This window comes from Streptomyces sp. WM6372, from assembly GCF_001279655.1.
Classification (GTDB): Bacteria; Actinomycetota; Actinomycetes; order Streptomycetales; family Streptomycetaceae; genus Streptomyces.
Genome location: NZ_LGDB01000240.1, coordinates 14,703 through 31,648, shown reverse-complemented (window position 1 = coordinate 31,648; position 16,946 = coordinate 14,703). Strand labels below are relative to the sequence as shown.

The 16,946-nt window shown below is 70.4% G+C and carries 16 protein-coding genes; all 16 read right to left on the bottom strand.

What is annotated here, in order from left to right; all coding sequences use genetic code 11:
* A partial coding sequence (locus tag ADK52_RS36435; RefSeq protein WP_159046112.1) for an SDR family NAD(P)-dependent oxidoreductase occupies positions 1-303 on the bottom strand: 303 nt, incomplete at its 3' end.
* A 261-nt stretch (positions 304-564) separates the two neighbouring features.
* Complete coding sequence (locus tag ADK52_RS36430; RefSeq protein WP_053694128.1) at positions 565-774, bottom strand: hypothetical protein; 210 nt, start codon at positions 772-774, stop codon at positions 565-567.
* 51 nt (positions 775-825) lie between these two features.
* Positions 826-1,707: a hypothetical protein gene (locus tag ADK52_RS36425; protein ID WP_053694127.1), complete on the bottom strand. Its 882-nt coding sequence runs from the start codon at positions 1,705-1,707 to the stop codon at positions 826-828.
* 224 nt (positions 1,708-1,931) lie between these two features.
* A complete protein-coding gene (locus tag ADK52_RS36420; RefSeq protein WP_053694126.1) occupies positions 1,932-3,635 on the bottom strand; it encodes a WD40 repeat domain-containing protein in 1,704 nt (567 codons plus the stop codon).
* On the bottom strand, positions 3,632-4,303 hold the full coding sequence (locus tag ADK52_RS36415; RefSeq protein ID WP_053694125.1) for a GTP cyclohydrolase II: 672 nt from the start codon (positions 4,301-4,303) through the stop codon (positions 3,632-3,634). Before ADK52_RS36415 ends, ADK52_RS36420 begins: the two co-directional genes overlap by 4 nt.
* 11 nt (positions 4,304-4,314) lie before the next feature.
* Positions 4,315-5,601: an MFS transporter gene (locus ADK52_RS36410; protein ID WP_053694124.1), complete on the bottom strand. Its 1,287-nt coding sequence runs from the start codon at positions 5,599-5,601 to the stop codon at positions 4,315-4,317.
* The gene (locus tag ADK52_RS44690) at positions 5,598-7,496 is read right to left on the bottom strand and encodes a PQQ-binding-like beta-propeller repeat protein (RefSeq protein WP_053694123.1); all 1,899 of its coding nucleotides are present in this window, start codon (positions 7,494-7,496) and stop codon (positions 5,598-5,600) included. Before ADK52_RS44690 ends, ADK52_RS36410 begins: the two co-directional genes overlap by 4 nt.
* A gap of 553 nt (positions 7,497-8,049) precedes the next feature.
* On the bottom strand, positions 8,050-8,625 hold the full coding sequence (locus ADK52_RS36400) for an NADPH-dependent FMN reductase (protein ID WP_078988872.1): 576 nt from the start codon (positions 8,623-8,625) through the stop codon (positions 8,050-8,052).
* A 570-nt stretch (positions 8,626-9,195) separates the two neighbouring features.
* Entirely contained in the window at positions 9,196-9,960 is a 765-nt protein-coding gene (locus ADK52_RS36395; protein WP_053694121.1) for an ABC transporter ATP-binding protein, read from the bottom strand.
* Positions 9,957-10,811 carry an ABC transporter ATP-binding protein gene (locus ADK52_RS36390; RefSeq protein ID WP_053694120.1) on the bottom strand — a complete coding sequence of 285 codons (855 nt, stop codon included), beginning with the start codon at positions 10,809-10,811 and terminating at the stop codon, positions 9,957-9,959. Before ADK52_RS36390 ends, ADK52_RS36395 begins: the two co-directional genes overlap by 4 nt.
* Positions 10,808-12,205: a branched-chain amino acid ABC transporter permease gene (locus ADK52_RS36385; protein WP_078988871.1), complete on the bottom strand. Its 1,398-nt coding sequence runs from the start codon at positions 12,203-12,205 to the stop codon at positions 10,808-10,810. Before ADK52_RS36385 ends, ADK52_RS36390 begins: the two co-directional genes overlap by 4 nt.
* Complete coding sequence (locus tag ADK52_RS36380; protein ID WP_053694119.1) at positions 12,202-13,122, bottom strand: branched-chain amino acid ABC transporter permease; 921 nt, start codon at positions 13,120-13,122, stop codon at positions 12,202-12,204. Before ADK52_RS36380 ends, ADK52_RS36385 begins: the two co-directional genes overlap by 4 nt.
* A 6-nt stretch (positions 13,123-13,128) precedes the next feature.
* On the bottom strand, positions 13,129-14,316 hold the full coding sequence (locus ADK52_RS36375) for a branched-chain amino acid ABC transporter substrate-binding protein (RefSeq protein WP_234344398.1): 1,188 nt from the start codon (positions 14,314-14,316) through the stop codon (positions 13,129-13,131).
* A 229-nt stretch (positions 14,317-14,545) separates the two neighbouring features.
* A complete protein-coding gene (locus tag ADK52_RS36370; RefSeq protein ID WP_053694117.1) occupies positions 14,546-15,505 on the bottom strand; it encodes a DMT family transporter in 960 nt (319 codons plus the stop codon).
* A gap of 90 nt (positions 15,506-15,595) precedes the next feature.
* Entirely contained in the window at positions 15,596-16,330 is a 735-nt protein-coding gene (locus tag ADK52_RS36365; protein ID WP_053694116.1) for an ArsR/SmtB family transcription factor, read from the bottom strand.
* Positions 16,331-16,410: 80 nt separating this feature from the next.
* Positions 16,411-16,935 (bottom strand): VOC family protein, encoded by a 525-nt coding sequence (locus tag ADK52_RS36360; RefSeq protein ID WP_053694115.1) that lies wholly within the window; start codon positions 16,933-16,935, stop codon positions 16,411-16,413.
* Between the last annotated feature and the right edge of the window lie 11 nt (positions 16,936-16,946).

Below are 16,946 nucleotides of genomic sequence, written 5' to 3'. Positions count from 1 at the left end.
GACCGCGTCGAGCCGTTCCACCTCCAGTGAATCCACCGTGGTTCCGAGCGACGAGAGGTCGGCGAGGTCCAGTCGTACGGCCCGCACCCGCGCGCCGGGGACACGCGCGCGGATCGCGGCCGTGGCGGCCTCGGCCTTGGCAGGGTCCCGGCTGCCGAGTACGACGGTGGCTCCGGTCGCCGACAACTGCTCGGCGACGAAGTACCCGATGCCGGCGTTGCCGCCGGTGACCAGGAAGACCCGGCCATCGGCACGGGGCAACCGGTGGACGTTCCAGGGCGGGGCGGAGGATATGGACGACATGGCGACGGGCTCCCTCGCTGTTGAAGGCGGCTGCGGCTGTCCCTCCTGGGCAGCCCGGCACCCACGGTTCCAGCGGCCACCGACACTTCGCCGATGGATCACCGACAGCCCCGGCGGAAGGCCGACATCCCGCCGACTACCCGCCGGCTCTACCGGCGCCACTCCCGGCGCCGCTCCTGCGCGCTCCGGCCGGGCTTCCGCCGGCGAGGGCACTGCGTGGGGGTGGTGGGCGGCGGCCTGCCGTGCCGGAACGCCGTTCGGTCACCTGTCGTCGTCCGGGGGCGGTGGGTGCTCCTCGCCGTCGGCTTCATCCAGTTCGCGCATGCGGCGCTCGACGCCTTCCTTCAGGCTCTCCCCCTCCGGCGGCTCTTCGTCCTCAGGGGCCGGACCCGACGAACCGGGCTCGGGCCGACGGAACCTCTGACGCAGTTTGTCCGCGCGGTCCTTGCGCTCCTGGGCGTCATCGCTCACGACGACCTCCCTGACGGAGCCGCCGACGACCGCGCGCGGTTTCGGCCGCCCTCACTTCCCCTTCCCTTTGCCCTTCCCCTTCCAGGCCTTTGCGGCGGGGTTCGAGGTCTTCAGGCTCTCGATCTGGACGCGCCACGCCTCGGCCCGGGCGCCGGTGGATTCCTTGGCCCGCGCCGTAAGTGCCTTCGCGGCGCTGAAGGACTTGGAGGCCGGACCGCTCACGGCGAGGCGGCTGACCGTCTTGGTCTTGGAGTCGATGGCCTCGCGGAGGCTGCCGCTGCCGGTCAGGCGCCCCAGGCTGCGGAACGTCGGTTCCTTCCCGCTGAACCAGGTCTGCTGCCACCACTCGTCCGACACCGGCTCCCGCCAGCTGATGTACCCGCCGCGCAGCACCTGCCTCGGCTTCTTGATGTGACCACCGAAGCTGTAGCGGGCACCGTCGACGGGAACCGGGTCGTAGAACCTCGGCGTGAAGAAGTCCGAGACGAGCATGCCGTTGATGGTGTAGCCGAACTCCTCGGCCTCCGAGGGGTCGGCGACTTCCACCAGGAACTCCACCATGCCCTGGTCCGGGTGGGGAGACTTGCCGGACACCAGACGGCTCCCGAACGGGTCGGCGCACATCTCCAGCATCTCGTGGCTCGCCGTCAGCGACCAGCTCGCGCCGAACTCGATCAGGGAGAACGGCTGTCCGTTCTCATCCGTGTGGAACCCGGCCGCGTCGGGGACGTCGTCGACCACGATCAGCGGCCAGTACCCGACGGGAACGTCCTCGAGTCTGTCGAAGGCGTCCACGGTTGCGTTGACGTCCCAGATGGGACCGAAATCGCGGGTCGCCTGCTTCTGCAGGGCGGCGGCCACCCGGGTGAGCTGCGAGGGGCTGATCTGGTTGGTTTGAGTCTCCGAGACGAGGGCCAGCTGGACGATCAACATGGACGTTTGCTGCCTTTCCCTTGGTGACAGCGGCGGCTGCCGTACGCCACGAGCTTCACCGAGGGGCGGCCCGATCATGCCGCCGTGCGTCCAGAAGTGTGCATATGCCAGTCGAATGATGGACACCCATCCACCAGCTGCCGCCGCGTACCGCCCTGGGAACCCAGAGTGCCGCCGCGCCGCGGCGGAGCGGCGCGGCGGCACTCGCCCAACAACCCGCGGTGTCACACGCCGCCCACCTCCCGGGCCGCCGGGACCGGGTACACCGAGCCGTCGTACGAGGCTGCGAGGAAGGTGTCCGCCTCCGGCGCGTAGTGGAGGCTGGAGATGCCCGCGGTGGTCGGCTTGCCGACGTACGGCCAGGCTCCGGTGCGCGTGTCGTAGACGGCGACCGTGCCCCCGTACGAGCCGGTGGCCACCAGGGCTCCGTCGGCGGAGGCGGCGACGCACTTGATGGAGTGGTCGTGCGGGGTGGATACGGCCGTCGCACCGTCGCCGTCCCACAGGCGCAGGACCAGGTCCCGGCTGACGCTGGCGAACCGGCCGCCGGGCAGCGGTGCGCAGCCGTTGGCGATCCGGGTGTGCGCCTCCTCCACGCGGGCGGTCTCCTGGAGGGTCTGCGCGCTGAACCAGCTGGCCGAGGCGTCCGCGCACACCGCGAAGATCGTGTCGCCGGAGACGGCCAGGCCCTTCACGGCGTTGGCGAGCAGCGGGAGCGTCGCCACGTGCTCGACCACCCCGTCCGCCCGTACGGCGAAGACGAGGCCCTCACCGGTGTAGGCGCCGACGACCACGTGCGGTACGCCGTCGCGCTCGAAGGCCGCCGCGCAGTTCAGCGGGGAGCGGTGCTGGTGGAGGGTCTCGCCGGTGTCGGCGTCGAAGACCCGGCCGAGCTGGCCGCCGGTGAGGACCCGGCCGCCCACGGGGACCAGGAAGTTGCACAGGCTGTCCGGGCGTCCCGCCTCGACCCCGTCGACGCGGACGACGCCCGCGTCCCCGACGGTGTAGGTGCGCCCGTCCGGCAGGGTGGTGACGGCGTTCACGCACCGGGTGCCCTCCACCAGGTCCAGGTTCCAGGTCGCGGAGAGGGTGTCGTACGTCGCGTACGTGGAGCCGAAGGTGGCGAAGGCGAGCGTGTGGTCGTCGAGGAACGCACAGGAGCGGGCCCAGATCTCCGCGGGGAACTCGGCGGTGTGCAGCGGGCGCAGCCCCTCGGCCGTGTCCCAGACGCGCAGGGAGCGGTCGTAGCTGAGGCTGACGAGGGCGCCGGTCGCGGAGTTGAGGACGAGGCGCTTGATGCCGGCGTCGTGGGCCGGGACGTACGCGGTCTCGCCGTTCTCGATGCGGATGATGGCGCCGTCGTCGTTGCCCGCGAACACCACGCCGGCGCGCGTGATCGCGATGGTGTCCGTCTCGACGCCGTCGAGGTCGATGTCGGCGGTCATCTCACCCGTGGCGAGCGACCAGCGCTTGATCGTCCCGTCGTCGCTGGAGGAGATCAGCTCGCCGGTGGCGGGCAGCCACTCGACGGAGATCACATCGGCGGTGTGGCCCTCGAAGCGGCGGACGACGGCGCCGGAGAAGTCGTACACGCGGACCGTGTGGTCGCGGGAGGCCGTGGCGACCAGCTGCTGTTCCGGGTGGAAGACGGACATCTCCACGTCGTCCTTCTGGTCGCCGAGCACCGCGCGCAGCCGCAGGTCGGGGACCGACCACAGACGTGCGGTGTAGTCGCTGGAGGAGGTGACGAGCAGCGAGCCGTCCGGGCTGAACGCCACCTGGTTGACCAGATGGTCGTGGACGCCGCGGGCCAGGGGCGTGTGCCCGGCGGCGTCCCAGAGGATGACCTGGTTGTCGTAGCCCGCGGTGGCCACGTAGCGGTCACCGAAGGTTGCCACCCCGCTGATCGGGCCTTGGTGCTTGATCACGCGATCTTCTCCTTGAGACTGATGGTGTGCAGCGTCTTGTCGGCCTTCGCCGTGAGGTAGGAGATGTTGTGGGGGTTGGCGAAGACCCCTGTCCGCACGGTGCTGCGCACGGCGATGCCGTGCCGGGTCAACTGGCCGGACTTGTCGGGGTTGTTCGTGAGCAGATCGACCTCGGTGATCCCCAGTGTCCGCAGCATCTGCGCGGCGGCCGTGTAGTCCCGCAGGTCGTCGCCGAGGCCCAGGGCGCGGTTGGCCTCGTACGTGTCCAGGCCGTCGTCCTGGAGCCGGTACGCGTCGAGCTTGTTGTAGAGGCCGATGCCGCGGCCCTCCTGCCGCAGGTAGAGCAGCACGCCGCCGACGCCGTCGATCATCCGCAGGGCCTCGTGCAGCTGCGGACCGCAGTCGCACCGGGCCGATCCGAAGACGTCGCCGGTCAGGCACTCCGAGTGGAGGCGGACCAGGGGGACGCCGTCGGCCGGGCGGACACCGAGTTGGAGTGCCAGGTGCTCCTTGCCGTCGGCCAGTCCGTCGAAGGTCATGACCTGCGCGTCGATCTGGGGGCCGGGCCCGGAGCCGATCGGGACGCGCACCTCGGAGCGCACCGTGGCACGGGACCGGAAGGGCCCGGCGTGGGCCGTCCTGCGGGATACTTCGGCAACTTCCTGCATGGTGTTTCCTCCTAGACGTTCGATTCGGAGGCGACCGGCGCGGACGGCCGGGCCCAGTCCTTGCGGCCTCGCCTCAGGTACCAGAGGGCGGAGCATGCGCCCAGGCCCAGCACGAGGAAGGTCCCCCGTGCTCCGACGGCCTCGGTCAGCGTGGGGGTGACGGCGGGCGAGAGCAGTGCGGCGCCGCCGGTGATGAGCCACATCAGTCCCGAGGCGCGCCCCAGCACCGGGCCGGGCAGGTACTTGACGCGCATCATCACGACGGTGCTCAGGACGGCGCCCTCGCCGAGCGCGCCGAGCGCGACCGCCGCGAGGAACACCGGCCACCACGGCACGGCCAGCAGCAGCAGCGACAGGCCGCAGGCCGTCATGCCCAGCGTCAGGGCGATCCACGGGCGGATCCGCTTGCGCTGGGCGACGAGCAGGTTGCCGGCGAGCATGCACGCGTTCATCACGGTGATGACGGCGCTCACGGCGCGGTCGGAGAGGTGCCAGGTGTGGCCCAGCGAGTAGACGACCAGGGCTTCGAAGCCCGCACCGCAGGTGAGGGCGAGCACCACCTGGACGATGAGCATGTCGCGGACGCGGCGGTCCGCGACGATCGCCTTCCAGCCCTCGGAGAGCTTCCAGTTGCGGCCCGCGCCCGGGCCGCCCGGCCGGACGCGGGGCGGGTGCACGCCCATCGCCCAGACCGCGACCGGGGCGAAGAAGGTGGCCAGGTTGAGCCACAGCAGACCCTCGTAGCCCATGAAGGGCAGGCAGAGGGAGAAGACCACGGGGCCGACGAGGGTCGCGGCGAAGAAGAGGCTGTTCAGCGTCCCCCGCGCGCGCACCGGGCAGTCGGGGAACATCCCCGGCACTCCGGTCATCCAGCCCGTCCGGTACGCGGCGCCGCCGATCGCGACGAGCAGCGCGCAGACGAAGAGCGAGGCCGGGGTGGGCGTGCCCGCGTGCAGGACGAGGTTCATGACCAGGGCCGCGGCGGCCTGCAGCAGCAGACCCGGTACGACCAGGGCCCGCGGCCCCCAGCGGTCGGCCACCCAGCCCAGGGAGGGTGCGAGGAGCATGCCGACGGGGACCGCGGCGGCCAGCAGCGTCATGATGGCGAGCGAGCCGGTCAGCCGGTAGGCGAGCAACGGCAGGGCCGTGGCGTACATCGCCTCGCCGATGTTGTTGATCGCGTTTCCCGCGGCGAACACCGTGAACCGCGGGTTCTGGAAGGGCGAGGGCTCGACCACCGCATCCGGGTCGGAGGCGGGGCCGGCCTTGGGCGTGGTGGTGGCCGCGGGAGAGCTCATCGTGCGCCGGCGTTCGGGTAGTCGCCGGTGGAGGTGGGCAGCCACAGGTCGCGCACGGCGGTCAGGACGCTGTCCTTGCGGCTGCGGTCCAGCCGGTAGAGCCGCAGGAATCCACCGCGGCCGCCGATGACGACGTACGTGGTGCCGTCCTGGCCGCGCAGCAGGGCGATGCCCTTGGGGAAGTCGGGCAGATCCTCGTGGAGCCCGAGCAGTTCACCGGATTCGTGGTCGTACGCCGCGACCTGGAGGCCGTATGTGATCGCGACGAGGATGCCGTCGGCCACGACGCAGTTCTCGCCGGTGTTGTCGAGCAACTCGGTGAAGCGCTGCCCGAGTTGGGGCTGGCCCACCTCGAACTCCTTGATGCCGCCGCCACCGGTGGCGCGTACCCGGTCGCCGTCGACGAGGAGGCGCTTGGGGTAGCTGCCGAGTTCGGTGGTCCAGGTGGGCTCGCCCTCGGCGGAGTAGGCGGCCATCACCCCGTTGCGGGTGGCGATGAGCCGGCTGCCGTCGTCCAGGTAGGCGCCCGCCCAGGCGCTGGCGGGCAGGTCGTCGATCCGGGACAGCTCCTCACCGGTCGCGGCGTCGAGCTCGATCGCGCCGGCGTTGCAGGCGACGAGCAGCCGGCTGCCGTCGGGTGAGCGGCTGAGCGTGTGCGAGATGGCGGGCATCCGCCGCTCCCACACCACCTGGCCCGCGCCGGAGACGCGGCGCACGGTCCCCGGCCAGAAGACTCCCGCCCAGCCGTCGTCGAGGGTGACGAGACGGCGGGTGAAGCCGAGGCCCGAGAACTCCTGTCCGGCCAGGACGAGCGCCGGGTGGCCCGAGACCTGCTCGACCAGGCGCAGCAGGGCCGTGCCGTCGTCGGTCGCGGCCAGCAGGGCGCGGTCGTCGCCCGGGACGGGCTGGAGGTCCCACACGCACTGGCGCTCGTAGCCGAGCCGGGCGCGTACGGTGCCGTCCGCCGTCAGCGCGGTCACCTCGCCGTCCTGGGTGAGGGTGTAGACGTCGCCGTACTCGTCGACGGTGATGTCGATGATCTGGTGGCTGAAGCCGCCGACCCGCTTGGCCACGCGGAGCTCGGGTTCGGTGTTGTCGAAGATCAGCAGCTCGCCGTCGAAGCCGCCGGTGTAGACGGAGGAGAAGTCGGGCGAGAAGACGAGGCCTTCGACGTCGTTGCGCGCGTAGTCGAAGCGCTCGCCGATGGTGCCGTCGAGACCGACCGTGATCACGCCGTTGGCGATGTTGTGGGTCTCCCCGATGCCCGCGTCGCCGAGAGCCCAGAGGCGGTTGTGCCGGGCGTCGTAGACGACCCGGTGGACGTTGGACCTGTCGACCTGGACGACCGTCGGGAACGAGAGCTCCGGCAGCGAGCCGAGGTGGATGCGGCCGGACCGGTCGGAGACGGCATGCACCCCGGGGGCGTCGGTGCAGAACCATTCGAGCATGTCGTAGCCGTGCGGCCACTCGGTGATCCGCTCGATGGTGAAGGTCTCCAGGTCGATGACGACCAGCTGGAAGTACCCGTTGTTCGTGTAGAGCTTGCCGTCCCAGACGCCGATGCCGCGGAGCATGGTGGGGGCGGGCTGCTCGCCTTCGAGGAGCAACGAGGTGTCGGCGGTCGCGGCGGCGTCGAGGCGGTCGGAGAGCCGCAGGGTGTCGGCGTGCCAGCGGGAGATCGTGCCCGTCTTGTCGCGCGTGATGATCCAGTCGTCGACGAAGGTGACGGCATAGACCGGGTCGCCCGCGGGGTCCTGCGACGGGGCGGAGGAACGGGACGAACTCAGCACGTTGAGATCGCGGTCGAGCCAGTGCAGACCACCACGGGCATCGGCGCCCAGGAGGCCCCGGCCGGGACTGTTCACGATGCGGGTAAGGCGCTCCAGGTTCGCCATGGGAATACCCCCTGTTGGTAAATGGGTTCAATGGGACAGCCCCCGGGGAAAGCCGACGGCTTTCCCCGGGAGACAAGTGCCCGAGGGGTCTACCCCTCAGCCGAGATGCAGCTTCCGCATCAGATGTCGTGACGGACGACACGGCGAACGATCTTCTCCATGGAAATTCACCTCCTTCTGCGGGTGCGGTATCGGGTGAGATCCGGTCCGGGGGACTCAGATCTTGTTGCGGGTGATACGACGCACGATGCGCTTGGTCATGGAAGACACCTCCCCCACTGCGCGATACCGGGAATGATCCGGCGGCCCCGTAGGGCACGGCTCAGATCTTGTTGCGGGTCACGCGGCGGACGACCTTCTTCACGGAAATCACCTCCTCCCCGATACGAGGGGCGGGACCGGATCATCAGATGTCGCCCCGGACGACGCGACGAACGATCTTCTTCATGGAAATCACCTCCTTCTGCTGGTGGAGAATCGCTTTGCCCGGCTGGAGGCCAGCGCCTGGCCTCGGCGGGCATGTCTGTGGGTGGGTCCGAGGGTGCCTTGCCGTCTAGGCCGCGACGGGGACTCGGTGGCGACCGCGTACGGCGGCGACCGTGGCGTCGACGAGGCCTTCGAGCTCCGCCACCACCGAGGGTTCGGTGATGGTCCCGTCGCGGCCGACCAGGAGTTCGGCGTTGCCGATGGCCACCCGCGCATGGTCGATCAGTACGGCGCCGCACCTTTCGAGGACCCTGCGCGTGTCGGGCTGCGCATCGACGCCGCCGTACTTCCCGGGGGAAGCGGTGAGGAGCCCGACGGGCTTTCCGGTGAGCGAACTCGCCTTCCACGGCCGGGAAAGCCAGTCGAGGGCGTTCTTCAACGCCCCTGTCATGGCGCCGTTGTAGGACGGTGTACTGATGATCGCGGCATCGGATGCGATGAGCAGCTCGCGTGCGGCACTTACCGCGGCCGGCCCGGGACCCACGTCCAGGTCTTCGTTGTAGTAGGGAAGATCGGCGACCCTGATCTCCGACGTGTGGATTTCACCGTCACGCCGGTCGATAATGCTGCGGATGGTGGCGAGAGCAGCACTGTTCACGGAGTGCCGGCGCAGACTCCCCGACACGATAACGATCCTTGACATAGCCAAACTCCCTACCGATCGGCGACCCTCCGTCTCCTAGGCGGTTGGCCTTCCTCGTAGTAATGAGATTGCCTCCTGTGAGTTCAATTGGGAGAACCCTTATTTCAGGCTGAATCAAGTCGGAGTCGAATCGGTCCCGGAATCTTTCCTTCCCCACAGGGTGGGCTCGGGTGGGGAATTCGCGCGGCCTCGCGATGGCCTGCCGGGCCCGCGACGCGGGCTTCGCGGTCGGGTTCGATTCGGTCCACGACCGGCGGAGGTGACGCCTCCGAAGGCTCCCACCGGGAGTTGGTCACGGTGATCGCCGCGCCGGCGCGCGTAGGGGCCCGTGGTGACGATCACGGACTCGCGGGCAGCGGCATGCCGTCTTCGCGGCGCAGGCCACGGCGGAGGATGCACGGAGCGGGGCAGCGGACTCGATACGGGGCGACCGGCAGTGGCCGGGATTCGACCTCCGTCCGGCCGACGGCCCCGACACCCCGACGGCGACCGCTGCCCGCGCTGCTGTTCAGCGGGGCTTCCGGGCAGCGGTCATCCCGTTCGAGGGAGAAGACGCATGGTCGGCCTGCGTCAGGCGGTGGTCTCGCCGAGGTAGGCGGTGCGGATGCGGGGGTCGTCGAGGAGGTCGTGGGCCGGGGCGTGCAGGGCGATCCGGCCCGTCTCCAGGACGTAGCCGCGGTCGGCGATCTTGAGGGCCTGGGCGGCGTTCTGTTCGACCAGGAGCACCGTGGTGCCCTGGGCGTTGATCTCCTTGACGATCTCGAAGATCTGGGCCACGACCAGCGGTGCCAGGCCCATCGAGGGCTCGTCGAGGAGCAGCAGTTCGGGGCGGCCCATCAGGGCGCGTCCCATGGCGAGCATCTGCTGCTCGCCGCCGGAGAGCGTGCCGGCTTGCTGAGTGCGCCGCTCGGCCAGGCGGGGGAAGAGGGCGAACACGCGCTCCAGGTCCTCCTGCCGCAGCCGTGTGAAGCGGTAGGCGCCCATGTGGAGGTTCTCCAGGACGGTCATGTCGGCGAAGACCCTGCGGCCCTCCGGCGAGTGGCCGATGCCGAGTCCCACGACCGAGTGGGAGGGGATGCCGTCGATGCGCTCCCCGCAGAACCGCACCGCTCCCGCAGTGGGTTTGTGCAGGCCGGAGATGGTGCGCAACGTGGTCGTCTTGCCGGCGCCGTTGGCGCCGAGCAGTGCGACCACCTCGCCCTCGCGCACGACCAGGTCGACGCCCCCCAGCGCGCTGATCGCACCGTAGGACACGTGCAGATCGGTGAGTTCCAGGATCGCGCGGGCCGGTGGGGTGGCGGCGGTCCGCTGCTGGTGTCGTATCGCGACGGTCATCGGGGCTCCTCCTGCCGGGAGTGTGTGTCGGAGGCGCCGAGGTAGGCCTCCACGACCCCCGGGTCGCGCTGTACCGCGGACGGCGAGCCGGAGGCGATGACCTTGCCGAAGTTGAGCACGGTCACCCGGTCGGCCACCGAGGTCACCAGGGGCATGTCGTGCTCGATCAGCAGCACGCTGATGTCGAGTTCATGGTTGATACGGCGGATCAGCGCGGCCAGTTCCCGCTTCTCGGTGGGGTTGGTGCCCGCCGCCGGTTCGTCCAGGAGGAGCAGCCGGGGGCCGGTGGCCAACGCCCTGGCGATCTCCAGGCGGCGCTGGTCGCCGTAGGAGAGGGAGTCGGCCCGCTCCTCGGCCCGGTCGTCGAGGCCCACCAGTGCGAGCAGGTGCTGGGCCTTCTCCTCGGCGGCGCGTTCCTCCGCCTTCGCCCGGGGCAGGCCCAGCATGATGCTCAGCGGTCCGGAGCGGGTGCCGCTCTCCGCGGCGACCTTGACGTTCTCCAGCGCGGTCAGGGCGCAGAAGAGGCGGATGTTCTGGAAGGTGCGGGCCACACCGAGCCGGTTGATGTGGTGGGGCTTGCGGCCGATCAGGCTGTGTTCCGTACCGGCGTCGGTGCGCAGGAGTACGCGCCCCTCCTGCGGTGTGTAGGCGCCGGTGAGCGAGTTGAACAGGGAGGTCTTGCCCGCGCCGTTGGGGCCGATCACCGCGTGGATCTCGCCCCGGCATACCGTGAGGTCCACCTCGGAGAGGGAGACCAGACCGCCGAAGCGCAGCGTCACGCCCGATACCCGAAGGACGGGAGCGGAGGTGCGGGGTGCCGCTGTCGTGCGTTCTGCGAGTGTGGCCGTCATGATTCCTCCCGCGTGCGGACGGTGCGCCTGCGGCGCCTGGCGGGCAGGAGTCCCTGCGGGCGGTAGATCATCATGACCACCAGCAGGGCGCCCAGGTACATGAACCGGTCCTTCTGGTCCACCACGTCCTTCAGGCCGTGCGGCAGATAGGCCAGCAGTGCGGCCCCCAGCAGGACGCCGGGGATGGAGCCCATCCCGCCGAAGATCACGTAGGCGAGGACCAGCACCGAGTACAGCAGCGGGAAGTTCTCGGGGTTGATGAACCCGACCTTGCTGGCGTAGACGGCGCCGGCGATTCCGGAGGTGGAGGCACCGATGGCGAAGGCCATCAGCTTGTACTTCACCGTGTCCACGCCGTGCGCGGCCGCGGCCACCTCGTCCTCGCGGATGGCCTCCCAGGTGCGTCCGATCTTGGAGCGCACCAACGTGCGGAAGGCCAGCACCAAGGCCGTGATCAGGCCGATGAGCAGCCACAGGTAGTCCAGCGGGTCCAGGCCCCAGCGGTACTGCACGGGACCGAGGTCCACGGAGAAGTGCGGGATGCCGAAGACTCCGAGGGAGCCGCCCGTCACCGATTCGGCGTTCTTGGCGATCAGGTAGATGATCTCGTGGAAGCCGAGGGTGACGATGGCGAGGTAATCGCCGCGCAGGCGCAGGGTGGGGGCGCCGAGCAGGATGCCCGCGAGGAGGCAGGTGAGCATCGCGACGGGGAGGGACAGGAACGGGTTCAGCTCGAACGGCGGCTTGACGGGCAGTTGTCCGCTCCAGAAGGCGGTGCTGTAGCCGCCGATCGCGAAGAACGCCACGAAGCCCAGGTCGAGCAGGCCGGCCCAGCCGATGACGACGTTGAGCCCGAGGGCGAGCAGGATGTAGATGCCGACCCAGTCGACGAGTACCTGGTTCGTGGACCGGTCGAACAACAGCGGCAGGAACACGGCCGCGGCGAGCCCGGCCACGACCAGCGTCACGCGCAGCCAGGGGCGGCGCTCCAGCGCGGGGCGGATCCTGGTCAGCGGCGCGGCGGCGGCCTTGGCGCCGGAGGCCACGGCCGCGCGCGGGGCGGCGCCGAACTCGGCGACCGCCCAGAGGGCGACGGCCGCTGCGATCCAGCCCCACAGCGCGGCTCCGGTGAAGGTCGTACGCAGGGAGAACAGCAGGTCCGCTCCGGACCCCTGCTCCCCGGTCATCACGGCCAGCAGGACGCCGACCGCCGTGAGGGTGCCGAGCCTGCGCCAGCGCGGACGCTGGTACCAGCGCACCCGGCGCAGGGCCGCCAGGGCCTCGGCCGAGGGGCGGCCCGCGGCGGCAGCGGCCGGAGCCCGTTGGCCCGCGGCGGCAGCGGCCGGAGCCCGCCCGGGGGCCACCGCGTTCGCGCCGTGCAGCGTGGTGCTCATGCCATCCTCCCGAGCTTCGCGCCGAGGATGCCGGTCGGGCGGAACATCAGCACCACGACCAGGACCACGAAGGCCGCGACGTAGCGCCATTCCTCCCCGAACAGCGGAACGTTGTAGGTCTCGACCAGGCCGAGGAGCATCCCGCCGAGCATGGCCCCGCGGATGTTGCCGATGCCGCCGAGGACGGCCGCGGCGAAGGCCGTGATGCCGGGGACGAAGCCCATGGTGAACGACACCTGGCTGTTGAGCCCGAAGAGGAAACCGGCGATTCCGCCGAGGGCGCCGCCGATCACGAACGTACGGGAGACGACCTTGTCGATGTCGACGCCCATGAGGCCGGCGGCCTCGGGGTCCTGTGCGACGGCCCGGATGGCGGACCCCAGCTTGGTGCGGCGCACCAGCAGGTCCAGCCCGACGATCATCGCCAGCGCGGCGGCGATCAGCAGCAGCTTGATGACGTCGACCGGTGCTCCGAGGACGTGGAAGAGCACACCGTTGTCGAAGAGCGCGGGCATGGACTTGGGGTCGCGCCCGAAGAGCTTGCCCGCGAGGTTGTAGAGGAAGAACGAGGCGCCGATGGCGCTGATCAGGAAGATCAGGGCGGGCGCGTTGCGCTTGCGCAGCGGCCGGTAGGCGACCTTCTCCAGACCGAAGGCCGTGCCCGCCCCGACCAGGCCGGAGACGGCCAGACCGAGGAGGACGAGCAGGACCGAAACCAGCCCGGAGGGGTGGCCGGGGGCGATCTCGGTGAGCACGATCAGCGCCCCGAAGCCGCCCAGCATGAACACCTCGCTGTGCGCGAAGTTGATCAGCTTGAGCACGCCGTAGACCAGGGTGTAGCCGATGGCGATGACGGAGTACAGCGCGCCGAGCGCGAGGCCCGGGACCAGGTAGTCGCGGAATTCCAGGAGTGTCATCGCTCGTCAGCCCGCGCTGACCAGTGTGTCGACGTTGCCCTTGAGGGTGATCCGGCCGCCCTGGACCTCGCTGAGGTAGATGCCGTTGCCGGCGAACTCTCCGTTCTCCTTGAACGAGAACTGCCGGGTGAGGCCCTTGTAGTTGGCCTTCTTCACCTTGTCCAGGACGGCTTCGCGCCGCACGTCGCCGCCGTCGCCGCCGCCGAGCGACTTGATCTGCTCGATGATGAGGTTGGTGGCGTCGTAGGACTCGGCGGCGTACAGGCCGGGCGCGGCCTTGAACTCCGTCTTGTAGTCCTCGGCGAACTGCTTGGTGCCCGGGTCGACGTTGGCGTCCAGGCACTGGCAGGTCAGCAGCCAGCCCTCGGCCGCGTCGCCGGCGAGCTCGGTGAACTTCTTGTCGTACGTCCCGTCGCTGGCGATCTTCGGCTTGTCGAAGCCCACGTCCTTGAGCTTCTTGGCGAACGGCGCCGCGTCCGCGTAGAGCCCGTTGTAGATCAGCGCGTCGGCGCCGGAGTGCTTCACGGCGGTCGCGGCGGCGGTGTAGTCGGGGGTCTTCGCCGGAACGCTGGCCTTGACGACCTCGACACCGGCTTCCTTGAGCTGCTTCTCGGCGACCTTGGACAGGCCGACGCCGTACTCGCTCTTGTCGTCGACGACGTAGACCTTCTTGGTCTGCAGCTTCTTGGTGAAGTACGTGACCATCGCGCCGCCCTGGGCGTTGTCGTTCGGTACGGAGCGCACGAAGGAGCGGAAGCCCAGCTCGGGCAGGCTCGGGTTGCTGGCGTGGGAGACGGAGACGAGGTTCGCCTCCGAGTACAGCCGGCCCGAGGCCTTGGCCGCGCCCGAGAACGCGGGGCCGACGAGGCCGACGACGCTCTCGTCGTCGATGAGCTTCTGCGCCGCGGCCGGGGACTGGTCCGGGGAGCCGGCATCGTCGGATGCGGCGTACTCGACGTGGAAGGGCAGGTCGCCGCGGGCGTTGGCCTGCTTGACGGCCAGTTTGACGCCGTTCTCCATGTTCACACCGATTGCGGAGCTCTCGCCCGTGAGCGGGCCCTGGAAACCGATCTTGTAGATCGCCTTCCCGTCGCTGCCGACGCCCGCGGCACCGCCGTCCTTGTTGCAGCCGGTCAGCGCGGTCGCGCCCGTGACGACGAGTACGGCGAACATCGACAACTTCGTGCGGTTCACTTCTGCTCCCTGTGACTGTCCGTGGATTGACAGGGGTGGCTTGCTCGATCCCCCGAAACCGCACGTCGATCGCGTGCGACTCCGGCACAGTAATCAGCGGTGTCTCGGCCGTCCCGGTGCGCTTCCAGAGCTGGTCAAGTCCGGGAAGACCTGTCAGGTACGGAGGGGTACGGAGGTCTGCGGGCACTGCCGGTCGGGTGTTCCGGCGACTGTCCGCCCCCGCCGCGCCCTACCGCCCTCGCGCGTCGGCGGCTCCGGGCGCGGGCCCGTCCGCCAGTACCCCGGCGGCCTTCCGGGCGCGCGGACTGTAGCGGGAGACGGCCACTCCGGCCAGGCACAGCAGACCGCCCAGCAGGGTCAGCCAGGCCGGCACCTCGCCCAGGAGGATCCAGCTCAGCAGGACGACGATGGCCGGCACGGCGTAGGTCGTCGCGCCGAGCTTCCCCGCCGGCATCCGGGCGAGGGCGTAGGTCCAGGTGGTGAAGGCGAGGGCGGTCGGAACCACGCCCAGGTAGACCATGTTCAGGGTCGCGGAGAGCGGGGCCCGCGGGATCTCGGCCACCAGCTGCCCGGTGAACGGCAGGCACGCCACGGTCCCGGTCAGGCAGCTGTACGTGGTGATCTGCAGCGGCGTCCCGAAGGAGAGCGCGGGCTTCTGCGCGACGACGCCCGTCGCGTACGCCACCGCCGCGAGCAGACACAGTGCCACCCCGAGCACCGAGGTCGAGCCGTCGCCGCCGGACGACATCGACAGGCCGACGACCACGGCGCCGGCGAAGGAGACCGCCATTCCCGTCAGCAGCCGCGGTGGCAGGGCCTCACCGAGCAGGCGCGCGGCGAGGAGCGCCATCAGGATCGGCCCGGTGTTCACGAGCAGGGACGCGGTGCCCGCGTCGACGAGGCGTTCGCCCCAGTTCAGCGCGACCGTGTAACCGCCGAACCACACGAAGCCGGACAGCAGGATGCCGCGGCGGGCGCCGCGCGGCGGCAGGCCCTCGCGGCGCAGGAGGAGGATCACGACGAGGACGAGTGAGGCGGCGAGCAGCCTGCCGAGGGCGAGCGCCCCCGGCGAGTAGGCGGCTCCGGCGCTGCGGATGGACACGAAGGCGGACGCCCAGGCGAACACCGTGCAGCACACGGCTCCGACGGTGAGGAGGCCGGGCGGAAGGGCACGCGAGTGGGTCTTCATGGTCCCCGACCCTACACTCAATACTTCGGTCTTCACCGAAATATTTTTACCCCAACTTCCCGGAAGGCGTCAGAGCCTGCGGAGCGCCCACTAGCTCCACGCGCGCGGGGTCAGCCCCAGCAGTTCACCGAAGGCCTCCTCCCCCGCCCCCGTCACCAGCAGACCCCGGCCACCGCCCTCCGGACGCACCACCCAGGCCTCGCCCAGGGCCCGGGCGCACAGCCTCGCCCCGACCAGGCCGCCCAGGTGGCGGCGGCGCTCGGTCCAGTCCAGGCAGGAGCTCGCCAGCGGCCTGCGCCCCGCGCCCGCGACCTCGACGCCCGCCCGTCGGCACCAGTCGAGTCCGGTCTCGGTCAGTGCGAAGACGTCCTCCGTACGCAGCAGGCCCCGGTGTTCCATCGCGTCCGTCACCGCCATGCCGAGCCGCCCCGCGAAGTGGTCGTAGCAGGTGCGAGCCCGCGCGAGCGGGTCGGGCGCGGCGACCACCGGTACGGTGTGCGCCGCATCCCGGCCCGGGACGGCGTAGGAGGCGAGTTCGTCCACCAATCGGGCCGTTGCGGCGTCGGCGATGCGCACGTAGCTGTGCCGCCCCTGCCGCTCCGTCACGCAGATTCCCGCATCGAGGAGGCGGGCCAGGTGCCCGCTGACGGTGGAGGGGGCCACCCCGGTGATCCGGGCCAACTCACCCGCGGTCCAGGCGCGCCCTTCCAGCAGGGTCATACAGATCGCGGCACGGGTCTCGTCGGCCAGAGCGGCGGCGAGGGCGGCGAGCCGCGCGGCGGGGGCCGGAGAATCCGTCGGTCCGGAAGCGGGTACGTGGTCCATGACTCCAGAGTGCCTCATCATTTCGGCATTCGGCGAATCATACGGCCGGACCGTCCTCTGCGGTCACGCGGAAGTCGATCTCAGTGGGCCGGGCGCCGCGGGGCGCTGGCCACCCCTGCCTCCCGGCCGCTGAGCGCGGCGTCCAGGGTCTCCTGGGCCATGCGCATCGCCTCGGCGTACTTCGGCTCCGACATCCGCTGCCAGGCCAGGTCCGGTGCGACGTCCTCGACCCGGCTCATCACCCACCAGATGTTGCCGAACGGGTCCCGCACCCTGCCGCCGCGATCCCCCCACGCACTGTCGGCGGCCTCGGTGATCACCACTGCCCCGTGCGCGACAGCGGCAGCCATGGCGGCGTCCGCGTCCGGAACGTAGACCCGCAGCAGGGAGGGCATCACCGGCCAGTCGGGCCGTCGGTCGAAGGCCAGCACGACCGTGTCGCCGACCCGGATCTCGCCGTGACCGATGGTGCCGTCCTCGACCGGCACCCGTGCCGTCTCTTGGCCGCCGAACGCGACGGTGATGAAGTCGAGCAGTGCGCCGGTGTCGTCCGTGACGACCCACGGTGCAACGGTGGTGTAGCCCTCGGGTGCGGTCTGACTCATCGGTGTCGTCC

Excerpts from the sequence above, each read along its gene's own strand:
- ADK52_RS44690 (WP_053694123.1), bottom strand. The coding sequence starts at position 7,496 with ATGGCGAACCTGGAGCGCCTTACCCGCATCGTGAACAGTCCCGGCCGG.
- ADK52_RS36395 (WP_053694121.1), bottom strand. The coding sequence starts at position 9,960 with ATGACCGTCGCGATACGACACCAGCAGCGGACCGCCGCCACCCCACCG.
- ADK52_RS36400 (WP_078988872.1), bottom strand. The coding sequence starts at position 8,625 with ATGTCAAGGATCGTTATCGTGTCGGGGAGTCTGCGCCGGCACTCCGTG.
- ADK52_RS36385 (WP_078988871.1), bottom strand. The coding sequence starts at position 12,205 with ATGAGCACCACGCTGCACGGCGCGAACGCGGTGGCCCCCGGGCGGGCT.
- ADK52_RS36370 (WP_053694117.1), bottom strand. The coding sequence starts at position 15,505 with ATGAAGACCCACTCGCGTGCCCTTCCGCCCGGCCTCCTCACCGTCGGA.
- ADK52_RS36425 (WP_053694127.1), bottom strand. The coding sequence starts at position 1,707 with ATGTTGATCGTCCAGCTGGCCCTCGTCTCGGAGACTCAAACCAACCAG.
- ADK52_RS36360 (WP_053694115.1), bottom strand. The coding sequence starts at position 16,935 with ATGAGTCAGACCGCACCCGAGGGCTACACCACCGTTGCACCGTGGGTC.
- ADK52_RS36415 (WP_053694125.1), bottom strand. The coding sequence starts at position 4,303 with ATGCAGGAAGTTGCCGAAGTATCCCGCAGGACGGCCCACGCCGGGCCC.
- ADK52_RS36390 (WP_053694120.1), bottom strand. The coding sequence starts at position 10,811 with ATGACGGCCACACTCGCAGAACGCACGACAGCGGCACCCCGCACCTCC.
- ADK52_RS36380 (WP_053694119.1), bottom strand. The coding sequence starts at position 13,122 with ATGACACTCCTGGAATTCCGCGACTACCTGGTCCCGGGCCTCGCGCTC.
- ADK52_RS36365 (WP_053694116.1), bottom strand. The coding sequence starts at position 16,330 with ATGGACCACGTACCCGCTTCCGGACCGACGGATTCTCCGGCCCCCGCC.
- ADK52_RS36410 (WP_053694124.1), bottom strand. The coding sequence starts at position 5,601 with ATGAGCTCTCCCGCGGCCACCACCACGCCCAAGGCCGGCCCCGCCTCC.